The organism is Sphingopyxis sp. JAI128, assembly GCF_014207235.1.
Classification (GTDB): domain Bacteria; phylum Pseudomonadota; class Alphaproteobacteria; order Sphingomonadales; family Sphingomonadaceae; genus Sphingopyxis.
Map to the genome: position 1 here is coordinate 42,013 of NZ_JACHDA010000003.1, position 22,179 is coordinate 64,191.

Genomic DNA, 22,179 nt, shown 5'->3' on the forward strand with positions numbered 1-22,179 from the left:
CTCTTCCGCTTCAAAGACCGGAGGAAGCGAACGTCTCTTCGATCCAGCCGCCGCCGAGCACGCGTGAATTGTCGGCGGTATCGTAGAGCACCGCCGCCTGTCCCGGCGCGACGCCATATTCGGCTTCGGCAAAGATCAGCCGGTCGCCCGCGATCGTCGCCGGTACCGGCTTCGCCATGCTGCGCACCTTCGCCAGCACGTCGCGCCCCTCGACCGCCGCTAGCCAGTTTGCCTCGCCCAGCCGCGCCCCTGACACGGCAAGCGCGCGCCGCGGCCCGACGATCACTTCCTTCTTTTCCGCATCGAGCCGCACCACGTAAAGCGGTTCGGCCCGACCGCCGATCTCGATCCCGCGGCGCTGGCCGACCGTATAATGGATTAGCCCCTTGTGCGCCCCGAGCACGCTGCCGTCGACATGGACGATCGCGCCCCGGTCGTCGGCTTCGGGGCGCAGCTTCCTGACCAGCGTGGCATAATCGCCGTCGGGAACGAAACAAATGTCCTGGCTGTCGGGCTTGCTCGCGACGCCAAGCCCCAGGTCGCGCGCGATCTCGCGCACCACGCTCTTTTCGAGGCCTCCCAATGGAAAGCGCAGAAAATCGAGCTGGTCCTGCGTCGTCGCGAACAGGAAATAGCTCTGGTCCCGCGCCGGGTCGATCGCGCGGTGCAGTTCGGAGCCCGCGGGCCCCATCACGCGCCGGACATAATGGCCGGTCGCAAGGCAATCGGCGCCAAGCTCTTTCGCAAGGCGGAACAGGTCGGTGAATTTCACCCCCATATTACAGCGCACGCAGGGGATCGGTGTCCGTCCGCTCAGATATTCGTCGGCGAACTGGTCGATCACCGTGTCGCGGAAACGGCTTTCATGGTCATAGACATGGTGCGCGAAGCCCAGCCGGTCGGCGACCGCGCGCGCGTCGCGAATATCTTGACCGGCACAGCAGGCGCCGATGCGCTTCGCCTTCGCTCCATGATCGTAGAGTTGCAGCGTCACGCCAATGACCTCGGCGCCCGACCGCGCCGCGAGCGCGGCAACGACGCTCGAGTCGACTCCGCCCGACATCGCGACGACGATTCGCCTGTCTTTCAGCGGCATGGGCAGCTGAAAATCGGCCCGGGCAAGTCCGGCGGGGGAGGAAATCATATCGATCATGATCGGCGCCATCTAGGGATTCGGGCCTCGAAATACCAGCTTTTCCGCCATGCACGTCAAGATATTGACGGGGGTTAAGCTTCGCTAACAGGGACTGAAACGGGCATTTACGGGACTTTAGGTCCTCTGCGCTAAACCGGCATCATGAACGTCGCCCCGTCAGAATTTCCGCGCCTGCCCGGTGCCACGAGAATGTCGAAGCCCGCCTTCGACATCATCATGGCCGTGTCCGGGGCGCGTCAGGCGATGCTGCCGACGGCGCGGCTGGTGCGAGCGCAGGCGGTGCGCGAATCGCACGCTGCAACGCTTAACGCCCTGCGTCGAATTCTGGGCGGCGCGCGCCGGACGACGGAACAAACGGCGCCACGCGTCGTTCGCTTCCTCGATCTGTCGGACGAGGTGAACGCCCTGCCGGAAACTATGAATGACCTGTTTACCAGAGGGCTTCAGTCGATGTTGAATCCCTCTGGCCTAGATCAAAAATCGTCGGAACCACCCCCCTCCGACGATGCAAATATGGAATGACTATGATCGAGAATCAGAAAATCCGGCCCGCACAGGTCATCGGCCCCTTGGGCGAACCGCTGACGCTGGACACCTTGCCGCCCGCATCGACGACCCGCTGGGTCGTTCGCCGCAAAGCGGAGGTTGTTGCGGCCGTCAACGGCGGACTGCTGTCCGTCGACGAGGCGTGCGAACGCTACGGGCTGACCCTCGAGGAATTTGCCAGCTGGCAGCGGTCGATCGACCGCAGCGGCATGCCCGGACTGCGTGTAACGCGCATCCAGCATTATCGCGACCTCTACGAGCGCCAACAGCGCTTCTGAGCCGCGGGACCGGACCAGGACGAGAGAGGGCGCTTCGGGCGCCCTCTTTTTTGTCTTCGAACAGCGGACAGCGTCCGAAACCCGAAGAAAGCGCTGCTGTTTTCAATAGGATGACGTTTTCTTTGCAACTCTCCCGTTCATCCCGCGTTAAGCGGCTGAGTCAATTTTTGGAGAGAACTCGACATGCGCAAGATGATTATCGCCCTCACCGCCGCCTCGGCCCTCTCGCTCGGCGCCTGCCAGAGCCCGGCCGCCGACAAGGTCGAGGACCAGGCCGAAGCCCAAGCCGACGCGATCGACGATCAGGCTGACACCATGCCCGAAGGCCCCGCCAAGGAAGCAATGGAAGAGAAGGCCGACAAGGTCGAGGAAATGGGCGAGGAAAAGGCCAACGCGATGGACGACAATGGCGAGATCGCCCCGTCCGAAACCGGCGTCGGCGACACGCAAACCAAATAATCCCTCTTCCGGGATCGCCAAAGGGCGCCGGAGCCAAGCTCCGGCGCCCTTTTTGCATGCCCGGAACGGTCGCCACGCTGTGACCCGCGTCACCGCTGCGCCGCGCCGCGCGCGCTAATCCCAATTTCGGGGCGGCGAGGTCACCCTTGCCCCCTCACCTCCCTGCCGCCGTCTGCGACCCGCGGCGGCGGGGAGGACCAGCCATTCGTCAGGCGCCGAGCTGCGCCAGTACGTCCTGGATACCGCGCTGGGCGCGATCGGCGCGCAATGCCTCGAGCGCCCCGGCAACGTCGACCGTATATTCGGCCACGCCCGCGCTCTCGCCCGTCCATTTGGCACCGAGCGCGTGGACGAGCGCGATCGCGGCGCGATTTTCGGACAGGGTGTGAACGTCGAGTTCGGTCAGTCCCTCGGCGAGGCACTGGACGAACAGCGCTGCGGTCATCATCCGCGCCAGTCCCTTGCCGTGGAAGGCGTCCAGCACCGCGACCGAATATTCCCCTACGCGGCTCTCGCCGTTCGGGCCGCCGCGATGGCGCACCGCATGCACCGCGCCGATCGCGGGCCAGCCCGGACATTCGCTGCAGATCGCGCCCCAGGCGATATGATCGTGCCCGTCGACATCGACCAGCCGTTCGATCACCGCGTCGGGCAACATCGGCGCCGGCGAGAAAAAGCGCAGGTAGCGCGACTCGGAGGACAGCTTTGCGACCCCTTCGCGCAGCAGCGCCTCGTCGTCGGGGGTGATCGTGCGCAGACACACCTGCGTCCCGTCATTCAGCACGCTGTGCACCGCGATATCGCCCAGCCGCCCGGCCGCTGCCTGCGCGGGCGCTCCCGCTTGCCTGTCCGTCGTCCCGGTCATCGCGGCCTCCTGCGGCACGCAGGATAGGCAAGACCGGCGACGCTGGCAATTCGCGCCGCCGCCGGCCTAGAGCATCAAGCCGGTCAGGCGTCGTCGCCCATGCGGAGCGCAGCGATGAAGGCTTCCTGCGGAATGTTCACATTGCCATATTCGCGCATCCGCTTCTTGCCCTCTTTCTGCTTTTCGAGGAGCTTTTTCTTGCGGGTGGCGTCGCCGCCATAGCATTTCGCGGTCACATCCTTGCGCAGCGCGGCGATGGTCTCGCGGGCGATCACCTTGCCGCCGATGGCCGCCTGGATCGGGATCTTGAACATGTGGCGCGGGATCAGGTCCTTCAGCCGCTCGCACATGCCGCGGCCGCGGCTTTCGGCGCTGCCGCGATGGACGATCATGCTCAGCGCATCGACCGGCTCGTTGTTGACGAGGATGCTCATCTTGACGAGGTCGCCGGGGCGGTGGCCGATCTGGTGATAGTCGAACGAGGCATAGCCGCGCGAAATGCTCTTCAGCCGGTCGTAGAAGTCGAACACCACTTCGTTGAGCGGCAGTTCATAGGTGATCTGCGCGCGGCCGCCGACATAGGTCAGGTTCTTCTGCACCCCGCGGCGGTCCTGGCACAGCTTCAGGATCGGGCCGAGATAATCGTCGGGAACGTAGATCACCGCCTCGATCCACGGCTCCTCGATCTCGTCGATGCGGTTCGGGTCGGGCATGTCGGCGGGGTTGTGGAGCTCGATCTCCTTCGCCGCCTCGTTCTTGGTGTGGCCGAGCTTCAGCTTGTAGACCACCGACGGCGCGGTGGTGATCAGGTCGAGGTCGTACTCGCGCGTCAGCCGCTCCTGGATGATTTCGAGGTGGAGGAGCCCCAGGAAGCCGCAGCGGAAGCCGAAACCGAGCGCGGCCGAGCTTTCCATTTCGAACGAGAAGCTCGCGTCGTTGAGGCGGAGCTTCTGGATGCTTTCGCGCAGCTTTTCAAAGTCGTTGGCGTCGGTCGGGAAGAGGCCGCAAAAGACGACCGGCTGGACTTCCTTGAACCCCGGCAGCGGCGCCGCGGCGGGCTTTTTCGCGTCGGTCACCGTGTCGCCGACGCGCGCCTGCGCGACGTCCTTGATCTGCGCGGTGATAAAGCCGATCTCGCCCGGACCGATCTCGGTCAGTTCCTCGCGCTTCGGCGTGAAACAGCCGACCCGGTCGATCAAATGGGTGGTGCCCGCCTGCATGAACTTGATCTGCTGGCCTTTTTTGAGCACCCCGTCGATCACGCGGACGAGGATGACGACACCGAGATAGGGATCGTACCAGCTGTCGACGAGCATCGCGACGAGCGGCGCCGCGGCGTCGCCCTTCGGCGGCGGGATCTTCGTCACGATCGCTTCGAGGCATTCCTCGATGCCGATCCCCGACTTCGCGCTGGCGAGCACCGCGTCGTCGGCGGGCAGCCCGATGATATCCTCGATCTCGGCCTTCACCTTGTCGACGTCGGCGGCGGGCAGGTCGATCTTGTTGATGACCGGCACGATTTCATGATCATGCTCGATCGACTGATAGACGTTGGCGAGCGTCTGCGCCTCCACCCCCTGCGCCGCGTCGACGACGAGCAGCGCGCCCTCGCACGCCGCGAGCGAGCGCGACACTTCATAAGCGAAGTCGACGTGCCCCGGCGTGTCCATCAGGTTGAGCTCGTAGGTTTCGCCGTCCTTCGCGGTGTACTTCAGGCGCACCGTCTGCGCCTTGATCGTGATGCCGCGCTCCTTCTCGATATCCATATTATCAAGGACTTGCGCCGACATTTCGCGCGCGGTGAGCCCCCCGGTGAACTGGATCAGCCGGTCGGCGAGCGTCGACTTGCCATGGTCGATGTGCGCGATGATCGAAAAATTGCGGATATGGGACAAGGGCGTGGTCATGCGCGGCGCACTAGCAGGGGTTTGCGGCGCTGTCAGCAGGGTCTTAAAGCCACAAAAGCCCCGCATGCGCGGGCCGGGATTGTGTCCTTTGTGGCTTTAAGCGGCGAGGGATAGGCAAGAGCGGCGCGAGGTCGGCCACGAAAGGCGGCGCGGCGTCGATCCAAAGGTCAGGGAAAGTCAGCCCTGTGCGCATCGCATCGCCGCGCCCGTCCGGTGCGGCGGCGCGCGCAGGCGTCGCGGCGGGAGCGGAATCGGACGAGTCAAAGAGCGAAGGCCGCGACGCTGGCATGGCGGGATAATGTAGGAAAGCGGTTTTTCGTGGAGGTGCGGGCGCGCGCGGAGAAGCGCCGGTGGGCCGCGCGGCGCCGGTCGCCCTGCTCTAACGTCACCCCGAAATTGTTTCAGGGTCCATGGGTCGCGCTCTCGTCAAACGACCCGCTGAAGGACCGGGCCGACCATGGCTGCTGAAACAAGTTCAGCATGACGAGGAAGGTAGGCGGGCGTGCACAGCGCGGCGTCAGCCCTGTTTCGCGGCCTTGCGCGCCACGCGCTTATTCTGTTTCGCCGCCTCGCGTTCGAGCGGGTTTACCAGCGCTTCGTAGCGGCCGAACAGATGTTCGACGCGGTCGCGGTCGGAGGCGAAGGGCGCGGACCGATAGAGTTTATCGACCGCCAGATCGAGCGCGGCATGGGCTTTACGCAAATTGCCCGGCATGGTGTCGGGATCGTAAAGGTCGGCGAGGCTGGACGTTGGATGCGCGGCGCGCGCGTCGAGCACTGCCTGCGCGAGCGCTTTAATCTTGGTGCGCTGCGCGGGGGTGGGGTCGGGCCAAGGGAAGGTGTTGTAAACTACGCCGATGCTATATTGATAGTCACTCTTAAGCCGCCCACCAACGTGAGCCATCCAGGCCATGTGCATCTTGGAAGTTAAGACTCCAAATGTCCACTGATCGGCATCCAACACCACCTGTAGCAACTGACTTGGCAGCGTAGGAGGTTCAAGCCAACCGATTGGAATATAATCTCTTCGTTCGCCGCTTACTTTTGGGATAGCGAGATATGGACTGTTCGGGATAGTCGTAACTTCAAATTCCATCGGAAACGCCGCCAATTTCCTCGTGGCCTCCTTTCTGCTAGCTGCGCGGTATTCTCGAACCGCCTTCACACGCTCCAAAACCATAGGCAGCCGCTTAAGGTCGGCCGGAGAAGCATAGCTAGGCATCAATATCCACCGGCTTTCTCCCCTTATGTATTCCTGAGACCCTACTATCGGAATCATAAGATGAGCCGCCCCCGGCTCCGCTTCTAGGAAACGATCACGTTCGCTCGGGCTGAACAGGTATATTCCATTGTCAACTATCTTACTGCCCATACGCATCGGCGTAACATCGCACAGAGGCTTTCTCTGATCGCGTACGACCAAGTGCGTGTTAGCGACGCCTTTGCCGTCGAATAGATATGCCGTGAGAGCGCCATGCCGACTCTCAAGGGGATCACCGTTGATGTTGGGATAGCTGAACAGCCGCTTTTCGACAGGTTCATGGTCGCGGTGCACCAGCCCAATGATGACGACATGGACATGTGCCTTGCCCCGCGCTTCGCTCCCCCAGTTAAAGGTGCGATGAGCAAATGTGATTTCTAGACCGTATCGGTCGAAGAGGATCGGCCATAACTGTGCGACCTGTTCACCTTGGGTGATCGAATTGGTCGAAACGAACGCAAACCGGATGCGCTTGTTCGACTGAATATACTGCCCGGCCTTGATAAACCAAGCCGTGACATAATCGAGTGAGCCAGCGCGTCCCGATGGCGCATTGATTATCCGCGCCATCTGCCCGCGTTGGAATGGCGTCTGGTAGCTCTGCCCGACAAAAGGCGGGTTGCCCATGATGTAGCTGCATCTTTCGGGCGGCAGCAGGTCGGCCCAATCAACCTCGAGCGCGTCGCCGTGGAGGATTGTCGCGCCGCCGGTCAGGGGGATGCGGGCATAGTTGGTACGGAACGCCTCGTTGAGTTCGTTGTTGGCGATATGATCCATCATCCACATCGCAACTTCGGCGATACGCGCGGGAAATTCTTCATATTCGATGCCGTAAAATTGATCGACGGTGACGCGGCTTAAAAGCGCGGCGTCGATATTCTGATCGCCGTAGAGGGATTTCAGGCAGTCGAGTTCGAGACGGCGCAACTCGCGATAGGCGATGACGAGAAAATTGCCGCAACCGCAGGCCGGGTCGAGGAAGGTCAGGCGCGTCAGCTTGTGCTGAAATTCGATCAGCGCCTTTTCCTTGCCGGTACGCCGCGCCTTCAGCTTTTCCAGCTCGTCCTTCAGATCGTCGAGGAAGAGCGGGCCGATGACCTTCAATATGTTCGCTTCGGTGGTGTAGTGCGCGCCTTTTGCCCGGCGCTCCTTTGCGTCCATCACCGATTGAAAGAGCGAACCGAAAATGGCGGGCGAAACCCCCGACCAGTCGTGGCGCGCCGCATCGAGCAGATGATCGCGCATCTTTTGGTCGAATTGTGGAATCCGCAGGCGACCGGCAAAGAGCTGACCGTTCACATAGGGAAAGGCGTCGAGTTCGCCCGACAGCCCCTTTTGTCGCTGACCCTCTGGCGTGTCGAGCACGTCGAACAGCTGGCTGAGCACCAGCCCGGTGTCGCTGCCGTCGGGGCGCGTGTCGTTGTCGATCAGCTGAAGGAAAATATCCTTCGGCTGAAAAATGCCGGTGTCGTCGGCGAAGAGACAGAAGAGGATTCGGACAAGAAATTGTTCGAGGTCGTGGCCGGTATAGCCCGCATCCTCCAGCGCGTCGTGGAGCTTGCCCATCAGCTCCGCCGCCTTGATCGTCACCCCCGCCTGATTTTCGAAACTGACGCGCCGCCCGAGCATGAAGTCGAAGGCGGTGATATGCTTGTGCAGGTCTTTGAGATGGAATTTCAGCTCGGTTCCGCTTTCGAGGTCGAGCAGGTTCCAGTTCTGAAAATCGCAGGCCAGCACCCAGCGCGGCTGTTCGGTCGGGTGGATGCCGTCGATATAGGTCAGCGCCTGTCCCTGCGCCCTGCCGAGGTCGAGGCGACTCGATTTCTGTTCGATGAGCAGCGTGCGCGGCCAGAACAGGTCCATGAAGCCATGTTTGTTGTCGAGCAGTTTGACGCGCTGTTCATAGACGGCGACGGTGCGGCGCTTGATGCCGAAAATGTCGAAAAAGTCGTTGTAGAAGCTTTGCGTCTCGCCCTTTTCATAATGGGCGTCGTGCCATTCTTCGCTAAACGCCTTGGCGCGGCGTTTGATCTCGTCCCAACTCAGTCGCATGGCCGCCCCCGTCCTTTCGGCAGCAACGCTAGACGAAGCGGATTCGAGCGCCAAGGGGCAAGCGTTTCAACAATTGAACGAAAGCTGGTGTGAACCAGAAATCCTCCCTGCGCCGCAAGCATGGGGAGGGGACCCTGAAACGCATGGCGGCGGGGCGGCGACGGTGCTCCAAAGCCCCTCCGTCAGCGCTTCGCGCTGCCACCTCCCCATGGCTTTGCCACAGGGAGGATCATTCTGCCAGCCACCGTCGGCAATCGTCCCTGACCCGCGCGTGCACATCGCGCATCCCGCGTTCCAGCACCGTCGCCCGGCCCGCGCCCGCCTCCACCGCCGCGAGCGCGGCGATGGCGTTTGCGCGGACGCGGGGGACGGGGTGCGCCCGTGCGAAATGGTCGGCGATGTCGCTGGCATTGTCGGTCAGGTGGACCGCGCAGCGAAGCAGCATTTCGCCGCTGGTCAGCGTCGGGCGCTTCGCGATCGTGCCGCCTTTGTCCGCTTCTTGGCCCAGATCGACGATATATTGGTCGCGCCAGGGGATATGTTCGCCCTCGTCCATGATGTTGAGGCTGACCGAGAGGCTTGCCGGCGGGAGCTGGCTGTGGATGTCGCGGTGGGCGCGGTAGAGGAGCATCCGGCCTTCGCTGAGCTGGCTGCGTTCGACGAATTGCAGGTTCAGCGGCTCGTCGAGGCGGCCGTCGACCTGCTCCGCATCATACTCATAATAGTCGCTGACATAGCCGGGGCCGAAATAGCCGGCGGTGAGGAAATGGAAATTATGGTCGTGCGGCACGCCGTAGGAGAAGGCGGCGGGGCCGCTGGCGGCATAGACCGCGTCGCGCGCGGCGGGCCAGAGGTTGGCGCGGAGGTAATAGCCGCGCGGGCTGCGGTGCAGGAGGAAGACCTGCGCCGAATAACGGTTGATTTCGAGTTGCTCGGCATAGCTCGCCTTGAGCGCCGCGATGACGCGGTCGGCAAGAAAATGGCGGTTGCGCTGAAGCCCGGCGAGGAGCGCGGCGCATTGCGCGATGCTGTCTTCGCCCGCGAGGTCGACGCCGCTTTCATCGAGGCGCGCGGCGACTTCGGCAAGGTCGAGCGCGGGGGTGCCTGGCGGATCGATCAGGCGCGGCACGGCGGCGCGTCGTCGCGGCGATAAGGGGCGGAGGGCGCCGGGCTTGTGCAAGGCCCCGGCCCTCCGCCCCCCTTCCGCCCCGTCTCACCGGAAGGCGGAAAGAGCGCCAGCGTCGCCGCCGCCGCGCGGCGCACCTCGGCATGCGGGTCGCGCGCGGCCATCGCCGCGAGCAGGGGATGCGCCGCGGCGGGATTGAGCGCGACCAACTCGCGCATCGCGTGCCAGCGCGCGGCGAAATCGCCGGCCTGCGTCTCGGCCGCGAACAGCGGCGCGGCGTCGGTGCGGCCAAGCTGGCGGAGCAGCGTCAGCGCGACGCCGCGAAAGCTGGCGCCGCGGCGCGACGCGCTGACATGGACGAGGCGGCCGCTCGCGACGTCATAGCTGCGGACCGGCAGCGGGGACGGCGGCTGGACCGCGAGTTCGAGCAGCAGCACGTCGCCGCGCGCAGCGGCGAGGGTGAAGCCCTGCCGCGCGGTGTCGAGGTGCAGGATCGCGCCCTCCACCAGCGGTCGCGGCGGCCCGGCGCGGCAAGTTGCGGCGGCGGCGGCGGTAAAGCCCCCCGCCGCTTCGCCCGCGCCGACCGCGACGCGATAGGGGCAAAGAAGCGCGCCGCCGGCGGCGAGGACGCGGTATGTGGCGCGGCCGGGGACGAAGACGAGCGAGGCGGCGGGCGCGGGCGGAGACTTGGCGGGCGCGAAAGGCGTCAGCTGGAGCGTCAGGCGGATCGCGCCGCGTTCGGCGAGGATCAGCCCGCCCGCCCCGCCGCCCTGGCCGACAGGGCGCAGCGGCGGCCGCGCAAAGGGATCGGCGGCGAGCAAGGCGAGTGCGGCGTCGAGGCGCGCGCGAAGCCAGCCGATATCATCCAGCCAGGGCAGCAGGCGTTCGACCGCGACATCGGCTGGGGCGTCCGCAAGCGCATCCATCGCGGCGACCAGCCCGCCCGGCGCGCTGTCGGCGGCGCGCCAGACCGCCGCCGCATCGGCGGCCGCGCGGCGCAGACCGGCGCGGCGCTCTGCATCGAAGCGCGGGAAATGGTCGTGGCGGGATGGCGCGCGAGGCATGATGCAAGCCGGACGGAAGACGGGCCGGCGCCGGTCGGACGCCGCCACCCCGCCGCCGCAACGGGTCAGTCGTTGACGATGAGCGCGATGGTGACCGCGATCTCGAACACCGAGGGTCCGGACGACGCGCTCTCGCCGAGCAGCGACCCGAACAGGCCGACTGCGGTTTCCAGCAGCGGCACGCTGTCGATATCGATCGACGGCAGATCCATATTACCCTCCTCTGTCAGTCCACGGCAACGGGGCCGCAGCCCGGGCGTAAGAGGGCGCGCCGCGATCGCCGAATTAACTTATCGTAATCGCGCCGGGCGACTGCGAGTTGTGGGCCGGCGACCTCGTCATCGCGGACCTGATCCGGGATCCATCGCAGCGCCGAAGTCATGGACCCCGGATCAAGTCCGGGGTGACGAGAAAAGAAAGGTCCTCCCTGTGCCGGAGGCATGGGGAGGAATAGCGCCCGCTTCCGGTCGCTAGCCGCCGCGCTCTATGTCGAGCCAGAGCGAGAGGCCGGCGGGCGTGTCTGCGGGCGGCTCGTCGGCGACGTGCCGCACCGCGTCGGCGCGGGCGCGGCCGAGGATCGCGGCGGGGATGGCCGGCGTGTGAAAGATATGGTCGGCTTCGCCCAGAAGGCGCGCGGCGCGGAGGGTGAGTTCGTCGGGGTCGGCGCTGGTCAAAGAGATGGTTTCGAGGCGCGAGGGCGACGGCGGCGCGGAAGCGGCGAGCCATTCCTCCACGCGGTCCGCCGCGGCATCGGCCAGCGGATCGAGCGCGCCGCCCTTTGCCAGCGCGGCGTCGATCGCGCGGCGGCGGTCGGCGGCGGCGGGCCAGCGCGCCTTCATCGCGGCGCGCGCAGCGTAAAGTGCGCTGGCAAGATCGCCGAGCGTCGCAGGAAGCAGCGCCTCGATACGCTGGCGGACGGCTTTCGCAAGCCCCGCCGACGCGCCGCCGGTGCCGATGGCGATGGTGACGGGCGCGCGGTCGACGATCGCGGGGGTGGTGAAATCGCAGAGGTCGGGGCGGTCGACGACGTTGACGAGCAGGCCGCGCGCACGAAGATCGGCGGCGGCGGCGCGCGCCGCGGCGTCTTCGTCGAGCGCAACGAAGGCCAGCGTCGCGCCCTTTTCCCATGCCGACACGATCCGCCCGCCGGCGCGCGCAATGAGCCGCGCCTTCGCATCGGCAGCCTCCCCCTCCCCGACCAGCACGACCGTGCGGCCGCGGAGGTTCAGGAAGACGGGGAGCTGTTCCATGCTCAGTCGATCCAGTCGGGGACGCGCTCGGCGGCCATGATCGTTCCCGCGGCGATGCGGTCGGCGACGACGATATAGCGCTCGCCATCGACGAGCACCTCGGGCACCAGGCTGCGGCTGTTGTAGGTCGACGCCATCGTCGCGCCATAGGCGCCCGCGGTGCGGAACACTGCAAGGTCGCCCGCCTCGACCTTGTCGGTCGTGCGGTCGCGCGCGAAGGTGTCGCCGGTTTCGCACACCGGGCCGACGATCGAGGCGGTCATTTTTTCGCCCGTGGGCCGGACCGCGACGAAGTCGTGATATGCATCGTAGAGCGCCGGGCGCGCGAGGTCGTTCATCGCCGCATCGACGATGACGAAGGGGTTGGTCGCGCCGGGCTTGACCCACAGGACCTCGGTCAGCAGCACGCCGGTATTGCCCGCGATCACGCGGCCCGGTTCGAACATCAAGGTGACGTCCCAATCCTTGGTCACGCGCGCGACCATCGCGCCATATTCGGCCGGGCTCGGCGGATTGTCGTCGGGCTTGTACGGGACGCCGAGACCGCCGCCGAGGTCGACATGGGTGATGCTGTGCCCCGCGGCGCGGAGGTCGGCGACGAGGCGGCCGACGCGTTCGAATGCGGCCTCAAGCGGATCGAGACTGGTCAGCTGGCTGCCGATGTGCAGCGCGATGCCGCGCATCTGGAGCCCCGGCAGCCCCGCGAGCCGGCCGAAGATTTCGGGCGCGACGTCGATGCCGACGCCGAACTTGTTTTCGGCCTTGCCGGTCGAGATCTTGGCGTGGGTGCCCGCATCGACGTCGGGATTGACGCGCAGCACCGCGCGCGCCGTCATTTCCTTGCGCGCAGCGATTTCGGCAAGCGCCACGCCCTCGGGCTCATGCTCGATGTTGAACTGGCCGATCCCGCGGTCGAGCCCCAGCGCCAGTTCGGCGCGCGTCTTGCCGACGCCCGAAAAGACGATGTCTTCGGGCGCCATGCCCGCCGCAAGCGCGCGTTCGAGCTCGCCGCCCGAGACGACATCTGCGCCATAGCCCTGCCGTGCCAGCACGCGCAGCACGCCAAGGTTGGGGTTGCACTTGATCGCGAAAGCGATGTGCTTTCTGGGAATGTCCTTCAGTGCGTCGCGGAACACCTGCGCATGGCGTTCGAGCGTTGCGCGCGAATAGACATAGACGGGGGTGCCGATTTCTTCGGCAATGCGCGGCAAGGGGATGTCTTCGGCGTGGAGAACGCCGTCACGATAGTCAAAATGGTCCATTCAAGGAAATCCTAGTCCTATGGTCCCGTTCGCATCGAGCGAAGTCGAGATGCCCCTGTGAACGGAGCTACAGCGATGGGTGTCTCGACTTCGCTCGACACGAACGGATCAGATAAATTCGGTTGACTCAGCCCGGAGGCGGCAAGTCAAAATCGTCGGCTTCGCGGCGTTCGGACCGTTTGAGAAGTTCGTCGCTGCGCGCGGGCCGGGCCTGCGCGTCAGGCGTCGTGAGCTCCTCCGTGGTCGGGGCGCGGGTCGCGCCGACGGGAATGGCAGCCGCAGGCTGGCCTGCAACGGGCTTCAAATCTACCTTGCTGCCGCACGCCCCGAGCAGGGCGACGACGGCAAGGCCGGGTATGACGAGGCGCTTGGTCGACATCAATCCTGTCCTTCCAGCGCGGCGCGCGCCGCGGCGATCGCCTGTCTTACCCGTTCGGGCGCGGTTCCGCCATAGCTGGTGCGGCTGGCGACCGATGCCTCGACGGTCAGCGCGGCGAGGACATCGGGCGTGACCGCAGCATGGATCGCGGCGGCATCCTCCGCCGGCAGCGCCGACAGTTCGACGCCCAGTTCCTCGGCGCGCTTGACGCAGGCGCCGACGACATGATGCGCCTCGCGGAACGGCAGGCCGTTTTCGCGTACCAGCCAGTCGGCAAGATCGGTCGCAGTCGAATAACCCGACGCGGCGAGCGCGCGCATCCGGTCGGTGCGGAAAGCCAGCGTTTCGACCATGCCGGTCATCGCGGCGAGCGACAGCGCGAGCGCGTCGAAGGCGCCGAAGACCGTTTCCTTGTCGTCCTGCAAATCCTTCGAATAAGTGAGCGGCAGCCCCTTCACGATCACCGCGAGCCGCTGGAACGCGCCAAGCAGCATCCCCGCGCGCCCGCGCACCAGTTCGGCGGCGTCGGGATTGCGCTTCTGCGGCATGATCGAACTGCCCGTCGACCAGGCATCGGGCAGGCTGATAAACCCGAAGGGTTGGCTCGCCCAGATCACGATTTCCTCGGCGAGGCGCGACAGGTGAATCGCGGCGATCGACGCCGACGCGCAAAATTCGAGCGCGAAGTCGCGGTCGGACACCGCATCGATGCTGTTGGCCATGGGGCGGTCGAAACCGAGCGCCGACGCGGTCGCGGCGCGGTCGAGCGGGAAGCTGGTGCCGGCAAGCGCCGCCGCGCCGAGCGGCGATTCGTTGAGGCGGCGGCGCGCGTCGGCAAAGCGCGAGCGGTCGCGGCCGAACATTTCGACATAGGCGAGGAGGTGATGGCCGAGCGTGACCGGCTGCGCGACCTGCAAATGGGTGAAACCGGGCATGATGCTGCCCGCATGGTCTTCGGCGCGCGTCAGCAGCGCCGCCTGGATCGCCGCAAGCCCCGCGTCGATCCGTTCGCAGGCGGTGCGCGTCCACAGGCGGAAGTCGGTCGCGACCTGATCGTTGCGCGAGCGCGCGGTGTGGAGCCGCCCGGCGGCTTCGCCGACGAGTTCCTTCAGCCGCGATTCGACGGTCATGTGGATGTCTTCGAGGCTGAGGTCGACCGGCACGCCATCGCGCGCGAATTCCTCCGCGATCTGCGCGAGGCCGCGGTCGATGACCACGGCGTCTCCGGCGTCGATGATTCCGGTCGCGCCGAGCATCGCGGCGTGCGCGCGGCTGGCGGCGACATCTTCTTCCCACAGGCGCTTGTCGACGGGGATCGACGCGTTAATCTCTTGCATGATCGCGGCGGGTCCGCCACCGAAGCGGCCGCCCCACATGCTGTTGCTGTTCGGAGTATTCGCCATTCGCCGCGTTCCAAATCCGTCGCTGTTGATCCTCGCCCTAGCTCTGGCCGGATCGGTCGCGGGCTGCGATAGGCAAAAGGCAGGCAGCGAGCAAGCCGCGCAAGGCCAAGCAAATGTTTCGGCGGGCCAAGCGAAGGGCGTCGGCGCGTTCGAATATATGATCGACCGCAGCCACAAGGGCGAAGCCGCGCCCCAGGCCGCCTTCAGCGGTCCCGACGACGCAGCGGTGTCGCTCGCCGCCTTCCGCGGCAAGCCGCTGCTCGTCAATCTGTGGGCGACCTGGTGCGCGCCGTGCGTCGCTGAAATGCCGACGCTCGATGCGCTCGCGGCGAGCAGCAAGGACCGGATGACGGTGATCGCGGTCGCACAGGATTTGCAGGGCGCCGAAGTCGTCGACCCCTGGTTCCAGAAGGCCGGGCTGACCGCGCTGCAACCCTATCTCGACCCCGAGAACGGCCTGCTCGACGCCGCGAACAGCGCGCTGCCGACGAGCATCTATTACGACGCCGAGGGGCGCGAGATCTGGCGCGTCATCGGCGCGATCGACTGGCAGGGTGCCGAGGCGAAGGCGCTGCTGGCGGAGGCGAAATCCTGAAAACAAGAAAAGGCGGGTGCCCCATGACACCCGCCCTTCCCTGCGACCCGAGAGCGCTCCGGGAAAATTCGCGCGGCTTAGCTGCCGACCGTCACGCGACCGGCGCGATAGCCCTTCTTGCGCATTTCCTTCACATAATCCTTGTCGGCATCGACGACTTCGACCGTCCATTCGTCCCACGCGTCCCAGCGGTCCTCGCGGTCGGTGGCGCGGCGAAGGTCGCTGGTGAGTTCCTTCTCGGCTTCGAGGATGTCGGCCTTGTAATTATACCATTGCTGGTTGACGACGCCTGCGATCGGGGCGGTGCGGATATGCGGCGCCTCGAACCCCGGCGGCATCGCGTCATAGGGAACGGCAGCCACGGCGACGGTGGCGGGAAGAGCCAGAATTGCGGCGAGGGTGGTCCATTTTTTCATCGTCCATCTCCTGATTTCCTGCCCGCTGGCGGGCGGGTCAGGGAGTCAACGAAGCATGGCCTGCTTTTCTTCCCGACTGATCGACGAAATGTCACGGGTCGCGGCGGAATTGCCCGAAAAACGCTCAGCCGGGATGCGCTTCGTCGCCGACAGCCGACCGTAAGAGGCCGCGGAACACCTCCTGCGCGCTGCGTTTTCCCTGCGTTACATCATAGACGTCGCGCGCGATCGGCATGTCGAGGCCATGGCGTTCGGCAAGCGCGATCACCGTGGGTGCGCTCTTCACTCCCTCGGCGACCATGTTCATGCCTGCGATGATCTCCTCGATCGGGCGCCCCTTGCCGAGTTCGACGCCGACATGCCGGTTGCGCGACAGGGGGCTGGTGCAGGTCGCGATCAGGTCGCCCATGCCGGTGAGGCCCGCGAAGGTTTCGGGGCGGCCGCCCATCGCGACGCCGAGCCGCGTGATCTCGGCCAGTCCGCGCGTCATCAGCGCCGACCTTGTATTGTCGCCCGCGCCGAGCCCGTCGCCCATGCCGACCGCGATCGCGATGATATTCTTGAGCACCCCGCCGAGTTCGCAGCCCAAGAGGTCGGTGTTGGTGTAGACGCGGAACAGGCCGGAGTGGAAAACCGGCTGGAGCGCGCGCACGACGATCTCGTCCTCCATCGACAGCACGCTCGCTGCTGCCTGCCCCGTCATGATCTCGCGCGCGAGGTTGGGGCCGGTGAGCACGCCGACGGGGTGGCCGGGCAAGACGTCCTCGATCAGTTCGGTCATGCGCTTGCCCGAAGCGAGTTCGAGCCCCTTGGTCAGGCTGATCACCGGAACCCACGGACGAAGATGCTGCTTCGCCTCTTCGAGCACGGCGCGAAAGCTGTGCGAGGGGACACCCATGACGAGCACATCGGCGCCCGCGACCGCCTCGGCCATATCCAGCGTCGCACGCAGCGCGGCAGGCAGCCTGATGCCGGGCAGATATTTGCGGTTCTCGTTGTCGGCGTTGATGCCGTCGACCGTCTCGGCGTCGCGCGCCCAGAGCGTGATCGGCGCGTTGCGTGACACCACCGATGCGACCGTCGTCCCCCAGCTGCCCCCACCGAGCAGGCCGACCTTCAGGCGCATATGTCTCTCCCCTGTTTTTGGGGAGAGTGGCGGGGGAATGGCGGGTTGGCAAGCTTGCGATCCTCCCTGTGGCGAAGCCATGGGGAGGGGGACCGCTCGCGCAGCGAGTGGTGGAGGGGCCGCGACGGCAGCGCCAAAGCCCCTCCGTCACCGCTTCGCGCTGCCACCTCCCCATCGCTGCGCGACAGGGAGGATTAATGCTTGGCCAGAAACGCCTTCATCACCGCCGCGGTCGCTTTTGGATCCTCGATCATCGGAACATGGCCGACATGTTCGAAGATGTGGCTCTCGCTGCCCGCGATGCCCGCTTCGAGAACGGGGACGCAGCTGACGTCGATCAGCCGGTCGTGACGGCCCCAGATGATCAGCGTCGGCACCTTCACCTCACCGAGCCGGTCGTTGAGCGGATGGTCGCGCCCCTCGGTCGCGATTACCCAGAAGATCGTGTCGAGCTGGTCGCGATATTTGAGGCCGTCGGCATAAAGCACCGGCTTCAGCCGCGACGGAATATAGGGCGGCTTGTGGACGACCATCGCAACCAGCCGGTCGGCGTCTTCCAGATTGGCGAGGACGAGCGGATTATAATCCTCGTTCGCCGCCTGTTTCTGAAGCGTGCTTTCGTTGGCGCCGTTGACGCCGGCATTGTCGAGCAGGATCAGACTGGCGAGCGCGTCCGGATAGTCGATCGCGTAGCGCAGTGCGATCCAGCCGCCCATGCTGTTGCCGCCGACATGCGGGCGACATAGGCCGAGCGTGTCGGCAAAGGCTTTCAACCGCGCGGTCTGCGCCTGCAAATCATAGGCGAGGTCGGGGTTGCGCTCATTCTCGCCAAACCCCGGCAGGTCGGGCGCGATGACATGATAGTCGCGCGTCAGATAGGGCGCGATCATCGACCAGTTATCCTTGTCGCCCGCAAAGCCGTGAACGAGGAGAAGCAAGGGTTTCGACCGATCGCCGCCCTCCAGATAGGGCCAGGTGCGACCGTCGACGACGACGCTCTTCTGCACCATCCCGCCGCGCCGCCGCAGCAGCGCGCGCCCGATCGCGACGAGGCGGCCGGGAAAGACGAAATACATGAGCGCGAGCGCAATCAGCGGCGCGAAGATGAGGACAAGCAGGATTCTCATGCCGCAGCGGGGCCTTTCACATGCGCGTCGAACCAGCCGATAAGGTCATCGAGCACGGCATCGCGCTCGGGCTCGTTGTAGATTTCGTGGAACAGGCCGGGATAGATTTCGAGGCGCTTGTCGGTCGAGCCGACGTTGTCGAACAGGTAGCGCGAACCGGCGGGCGCGGTCAGCCGGTCGGCCGCGCCATGCTGGATGAGGATCGGCAGGCGGATTTTCGACGCATCGGCCTGCGCCGCCGCCATCGCGTCCATGAATTCCTTGCCGAGCCGCGCCCCGATCTTGCCGCCGTAGACGAGCGGGTCGGCCCGATAGGCGGCGACGACTTGCGGATCGCGGCTGACGCCGCTTGCATCGAGCGACAGCACGCCAAGGCGGGGAAAGAAGCGCGAGAGAAAGCGGCTGATCCAGACGGTGAAGCGCGATGGCGGTTCGGCAGGCAGGATCGCGGGACCCGAAAGCGCGGCGGCAACGAACGCCTGCTGCCGCTCGACAAGGAACAGGGTCGCGATCAGCCCGCCCATGCTGTGCCCAAGCAGCAGGCGCGGCGTGTCGCCATGGTTGATTTCGACGAGCGTCAGCAGTTCGCTCATCCCGTCGAGAAAGGCCGAAAAGCGCGGGACATAGCCGCCCTCCCCATCCGATTGGCCATGCCCCCAATGATCGACGGCGTACATCGCGTAGCCGGCGTCGGTCAGCCGCGTCGCGACATGGGCGTAGCGCCCGGCATGTTCGGCATAGCCGTGCGCGAGCAGGACGATGGCGCGCGGGCGGCCGTCGGGAAGCCAGTGGGTGACGCGCAGCCGCGCGCCCGCCCCGGCGGATTCGGCGGGCAGGATGACGGCGCCGGCCGCCATGGTCAGCGAACCGCCTTTTGCAGCGCGCCGCTGCGGTGCCCCGGGCCGTCGTCGCCCGCCTTGTCGATCTTTGCCAGTATCGCTTCGAGCGCGCGGCTGATCGCGGTCTGGGTGCGTACCATTTCGATCTTCGGCCAGGCGGTGCGCATGCCGGTGTCGATGAGCTCGTCGATGTCGTCCTGACCGAGGTCCGACAATATCTTCGCCGGCGACCAGAATTTGGGCGGGCGGATGATGTTGATGTCGCCGGTATATTCCTGATTGATCACCGATCGCGCCATATTGGCGATGCTGTTCAGCGGCGGGATCAGTTCGAGCGGCTTCTGGAAAATCACCATATTGGCGTTGAGCCATGCCTTGAAGGTCGTCATCGACGCATGCTGGATCGCCTCGATCGGCGCCATCTGCTTGCGCGTGTCGGTGGCGAAGGGCAGCGCGATCGGGTTCGCCTGGCTGACGATATGGTGATTGACGCCGTACAGGCGTTCGAGCCGTTTGGTCGGGATATCGTGCGTCACCGACCCGTCGACCCAGCGCCGGTCGGGCTGGTAGGGAACGCGCTCGCCCGCATCGTCGCGCGCCATCAGCATGACCGGCGGAAAGACGCCCGGAACCGCGCACGACGCCAGCACGGCTTCGCGGATCAGCACATTGGGCGCGGTGATCGCGTTCAAGAGCCGGCCATTCTGATGCTTTTCGGCGGGCGCGACCGAGACGTTGAGATGCCGCCCGCTGACCTCATAGGCTTCCTGAAAGGTCAGGTCGGGGATGAGGTCCGCGAGCCGCTCGCGAACTTGGTCGGAGGCGAGGCGGCGTCCCTCGGGATCGCGGTCGGGATTGGCGAGGCGGTCGCTTTCGAGGAAGGCGCCGATATCGACATTCTTGCGCGTGCAGACGACCGCGGCGACGATCGACCCGCCGCTCGCGCCCGACATGATCGAAGGCAGCACGCCCTCTTCCCACAGCGCCTTCACGACGCCGATGTGAAAGAAAAGGAAGCTGCCCGATCCCGACAGCAACAGCGCCGATCGGCCGTAACAATGCTGCGCGCGGCGGAAGAAATCGCGCTTTTCCTCGCGGCCGATGCTGCGTGCTGCGGCGATCTTGTCCAAGGATGCGACGACCTCGGCGACATAATCCTCGACCAGCCTTTTCGTGCCGAAGCGCGCCTTTTGATACAGCCGCTCGTGCCCCATGCCGTCGATATTGCCGTGGATGCCCTCGTTGAGGACGAAGAGCAGGCCCTTGACGTCACCCGCCGCCGACAGCTTGCGCAGCTTTGCGAGCCGGGCGCGGATCGCCTTATAGTCGAAATGCTTGCTTTCGTCGGTATCGCGCCACGCCTGCATTCCCGATTTCTTGTCATGCTCCTGTGCTGCCCGGGTCCAGGCGGCATAGTCGGGCGCGGTCACAAGGTCGCGGTCGGCGCTGAGCGTCGGGGTGAAAAGCATTCGGTAATCCTGCGAGAGCATCGTTATTTTTTCGGATTCTTGCCGGTTGCGTTCTTTTTTGCAACCGGTTTCACCCTGATCTTCGCGGCAGGTTTCGGCGCGGCTTTCACCTTCGCCTTGGGTTTGGGCGCCGCTTTCGACTTTACCGTAACGGCTTTCGGTCTTGCAGGTTCCGGCGGCGCCACCATCAAATCGGCGAAACTTTCGTCGATGCATTCGCGGAAAAAGGCGATGTCGGGCATGATCGCGCGTTCCGAAATGAGCGAGAAGGCGATGCGACCGTTGTAGCTGGGGGTCGCGACGAACAGCCCCATATTGTTCGCGAGCGGCGCCATGCCGTGCTGCTGCACGAGTTTGGCACCCGCAAGGTAGAGCGGCACCTGCGCACCGGGGACGTTGGAGATGAAGAGGTTGGTCCCGCGCACCGCAAAACGCTCGCTGGTGACCAGCCGCGCCACCGCCGCCATCGTCGCACCGGGAATATGCTGCGACAGGTCGGTCATGATCCGGGCGCTGACGCCGGCCTTCGCTTCCTTTGCCTCGACCGTATAGTCGCGCACCGCGGCGAGCCGTTCGAGCGGATCGGCAATGTCGGTGCGGATCGGCACGCTCATCGCCGACACCTGATTGCCCGGCGTCGCCGCCTTGCCGCCCTTGCCGCGCAGATTGACCGGCGCGACCGCGACAAGGCTCTCTTTCGGCAATTCCTTGTGCTTGGCGAGATATTTGCGCAGCGCGCCGCCGACCGTGGCGAGCACGACGTCGTTGACCGTCGCGCCAGGCACCTTCTTGCGGATCTCTGCCACGTCGGCCAGCGCGACCGTCGTCGCATCGAACATCTTGTGCGGGCCGACGGGCACGTTGAAGCGCGTTTCGGGAACCCCTGCGGTCATCCCGCCTTCGGCGATCGACTTGCGCGCCGAGGCGACGATCGCGGGCGACATCTTCATCAGCGCGTTCATGAACTTGACCGGCGACTGCATCGAAGCCGACCAGGCACGCGACAGCGTTTCGGCGCTCGACGGCGCCTTGCCCAATTCCTCGATCGGCGGCGGTTCGCGAATGGCGGGGGTGCCTTTCGCGTCGATGTCGCTCATCGCAATGAAGGCGTGCGCCCCCGATGCGCCATCGACCGCGGCATGATGGACCCGGTGGAGCATCGCGAAGCTGCCCTTGGGTATGCCGGGAATGCGATCGAGCCCCTCGATGATATAAATATCCCAGAGCGGACGATTCATGTCCATCGGCTTTGAAAACCAGCGTGCGACCGCGATGCAGAATTGCCGCCAGTCGCCGGGTTCGGGCAGCCGCGCGTGGCTCATATGCGCCTCGATATCGAAATGCTCGTCCTCGACCCAATAGGGATGGTCGATGTCGAAGGGCAGCCGGTGGAGGCGTCGTTTGAACAGCGGCGACGTGTCGACCCGGCTTTCGACGTGGCGGATGATGTCCTTGAAGCGCACGAAGCCGCCGGGCGCGGTCGAGGGGTCGTAGATATAGACCCCCATGATATGCGTCAGGTTGTTCGCGGTTTGCGTATAGAGGAACTGGGCGTCCTGCGCGCTGAGCTGTTTGAGCATGTTCAGTTCCTGTCGAAAT

Annotated in this window: 21 protein-coding genes; 4 read left to right on the forward strand and 17 right to left on the reverse strand. The window is 65.4% G+C overall.

The window, feature by feature from the left end:
* Window positions 1–10: 10 nt before the first annotated feature.
* Window positions 11–1,165 carry a tRNA 2-thiouridine(34) synthase MnmA gene (gene mnmA / locus HDC35_RS07595; protein WP_184645352.1) on the reverse strand — a complete coding sequence of 385 codons (1,155 nt, stop codon included), beginning with the start codon at window positions 1,163–1,165 and terminating at the stop codon, window positions 11–13.
* Between the two features lie 132 nt (window positions 1,166–1,297).
* Between mnmA and HDC35_RS07600 the strand changes: the two genes are divergently transcribed.
* The 3 genes from HDC35_RS07600 to HDC35_RS07610 all read left to right on the forward strand — a co-directional run bounded on the left by HDC35_RS07600 (window position 1,298) and on the right by HDC35_RS07610 (window position 2,439).
* Window positions 1,298–1,678 carry a hypothetical protein gene (locus HDC35_RS07600; protein ID WP_184645355.1) on the forward strand — a complete coding sequence of 127 codons (381 nt, stop codon included), beginning with the start codon at window positions 1,298–1,300 and terminating at the stop codon, window positions 1,676–1,678.
* 2 nt (window positions 1,679–1,680) lie between these two features.
* Window positions 1,681–1,980: a DUF1153 domain-containing protein gene (locus HDC35_RS07605; RefSeq protein ID WP_184645357.1), complete on the forward strand. Its 300-nt coding sequence runs from the start codon at window positions 1,681–1,683 to the stop codon at window positions 1,978–1,980.
* Between the two features lie 183 nt (window positions 1,981–2,163).
* On the forward strand, window positions 2,164–2,439 hold the full coding sequence (locus tag HDC35_RS07610; RefSeq protein WP_184645359.1) for a hypothetical protein: 276 nt from the start codon (window positions 2,164–2,166) through the stop codon (window positions 2,437–2,439).
* Window positions 2,440–2,647: 208 nt separating this feature from the next.
* On the opposite strand, the gene HDC35_RS07615 is transcribed toward HDC35_RS07610, so the two are convergent.
* The 10 genes from HDC35_RS07615 to argH all read right to left on the reverse strand — a co-directional run bounded on the left by HDC35_RS07615 (window position 2,648) and on the right by argH (window position 14,981).
* The gene (locus tag HDC35_RS07615) at window positions 2,648–3,304 is read right to left on the reverse strand and encodes a GNAT family N-acetyltransferase (RefSeq protein WP_184645360.1); all 657 of its coding nucleotides are present in this window, start codon (window positions 3,302–3,304) and stop codon (window positions 2,648–2,650) included.
* Window positions 3,305–3,387: 83 nt separating this feature from the next.
* A complete protein-coding gene (gene lepA, locus HDC35_RS07620; RefSeq protein ID WP_184645362.1) occupies window positions 3,388–5,211 on the reverse strand; it encodes a translation elongation factor 4 in 1,824 nt (607 codons plus the stop codon).
* 517 nt (window positions 5,212–5,728) lie between these two features.
* Window positions 5,729–8,578 carry a DNA methyltransferase gene (locus HDC35_RS07625; protein ID WP_260397620.1) on the reverse strand — a complete coding sequence of 950 codons (2,850 nt, stop codon included), beginning with the start codon at window positions 8,576–8,578 and terminating at the stop codon, window positions 5,729–5,731.
* A 175-nt stretch (window positions 8,579–8,753) separates the two neighbouring features.
* Complete coding sequence (locus HDC35_RS07630; protein ID WP_184645364.1) at window positions 8,754–9,653, reverse strand: transposase; 900 nt, start codon at window positions 9,651–9,653, stop codon at window positions 8,754–8,756.
* A complete protein-coding gene (locus tag HDC35_RS07635) occupies window positions 9,641–10,714 on the reverse strand; it encodes a hypothetical protein (RefSeq protein ID WP_184645366.1) in 1,074 nt (357 codons plus the stop codon). The genes HDC35_RS07630 and HDC35_RS07635 overlap by 13 nt, the downstream gene beginning before the upstream one ends.
* A 65-nt stretch (window positions 10,715–10,779) precedes the next feature.
* Window positions 10,780–10,926, reverse strand: a complete 147-nt coding sequence (locus HDC35_RS07640) for a hypothetical protein (protein ID WP_184645368.1) — start codon at window positions 10,924–10,926, stop codon at window positions 10,780–10,782.
* Window positions 10,927–11,184: 258 nt separating this feature from the next.
* The gene (locus tag HDC35_RS07645) at window positions 11,185–11,964 is read right to left on the reverse strand and encodes a siroheme synthase (RefSeq protein WP_184645370.1); all 780 of its coding nucleotides are present in this window, start codon (window positions 11,962–11,964) and stop codon (window positions 11,185–11,187) included.
* Between the two features lie 2 nt (window positions 11,965–11,966).
* Window positions 11,967–13,226 carry a diaminopimelate decarboxylase gene (gene lysA / locus HDC35_RS07650; protein WP_184645372.1) on the reverse strand — a complete coding sequence of 420 codons (1,260 nt, stop codon included), beginning with the start codon at window positions 13,224–13,226 and terminating at the stop codon, window positions 11,967–11,969.
* Between the two features lie 127 nt (window positions 13,227–13,353).
* A complete protein-coding gene (locus HDC35_RS07655) occupies window positions 13,354–13,605 on the reverse strand; it encodes a hypothetical protein (protein WP_184645374.1) in 252 nt (83 codons plus the stop codon).
* Complete coding sequence (gene argH, locus HDC35_RS07660) at window positions 13,605–14,981, reverse strand: argininosuccinate lyase (protein ID WP_184646461.1); 1,377 nt, start codon at window positions 14,979–14,981, stop codon at window positions 13,605–13,607. Before argH ends, HDC35_RS07655 begins: the two co-directional genes overlap by 1 nt.
* Here argH and HDC35_RS07665 point away from each other — a divergent pair.
* Window positions 14,980–15,603 carry a TlpA disulfide reductase family protein gene (locus HDC35_RS07665; RefSeq protein ID WP_184645376.1) on the forward strand — a complete coding sequence of 208 codons (624 nt, stop codon included), beginning with the start codon at window positions 14,980–14,982 and terminating at the stop codon, window positions 15,601–15,603. The genes argH and HDC35_RS07665 overlap by 2 nt on opposite strands.
* Before the next feature lie 77 nt (window positions 15,604–15,680).
* On the opposite strand, the gene HDC35_RS07670 is transcribed toward HDC35_RS07665, so the two are convergent.
* From HDC35_RS07670 to HDC35_RS07695, 6 genes are all read right to left on the reverse strand, one after another.
* Entirely contained in the window at window positions 15,681–16,019 is a 339-nt protein-coding gene (locus HDC35_RS07670) for a hypothetical protein (protein ID WP_184645378.1), read from the reverse strand.
* Window positions 16,020–16,143: 124 nt separating this feature from the next.
* The gene (locus tag HDC35_RS07675) at window positions 16,144–17,145 is read right to left on the reverse strand and encodes an NAD(P)H-dependent glycerol-3-phosphate dehydrogenase (protein ID WP_184645380.1); all 1,002 of its coding nucleotides are present in this window, start codon (window positions 17,143–17,145) and stop codon (window positions 16,144–16,146) included.
* A 194-nt stretch (window positions 17,146–17,339) separates the two neighbouring features.
* Window positions 17,340–18,272, reverse strand: a complete 933-nt coding sequence (locus HDC35_RS07680) for an alpha/beta fold hydrolase (RefSeq protein ID WP_184645382.1) — start codon at window positions 18,270–18,272, stop codon at window positions 17,340–17,342.
* On the reverse strand, window positions 18,269–19,129 hold the full coding sequence (locus HDC35_RS07685; protein ID WP_184645384.1) for an alpha/beta hydrolase: 861 nt from the start codon (window positions 19,127–19,129) through the stop codon (window positions 18,269–18,271). Before HDC35_RS07685 ends, HDC35_RS07680 begins: the two co-directional genes overlap by 4 nt.
* 2 nt (window positions 19,130–19,131) lie before the next feature.
* Window positions 19,132–20,580: a DUF3336 domain-containing protein gene (locus HDC35_RS07690; RefSeq protein ID WP_184645386.1), complete on the reverse strand. Its 1,449-nt coding sequence runs from the start codon at window positions 20,578–20,580 to the stop codon at window positions 19,132–19,134.
* A 23-nt stretch (window positions 20,581–20,603) separates the two neighbouring features.
* Window positions 20,604–22,160, reverse strand: a complete 1,557-nt coding sequence (locus HDC35_RS07695) for a wax ester/triacylglycerol synthase family O-acyltransferase (protein WP_184645388.1) — start codon at window positions 22,158–22,160, stop codon at window positions 20,604–20,606.
* Window positions 22,161–22,179: the final 19 nt, after the last annotated feature.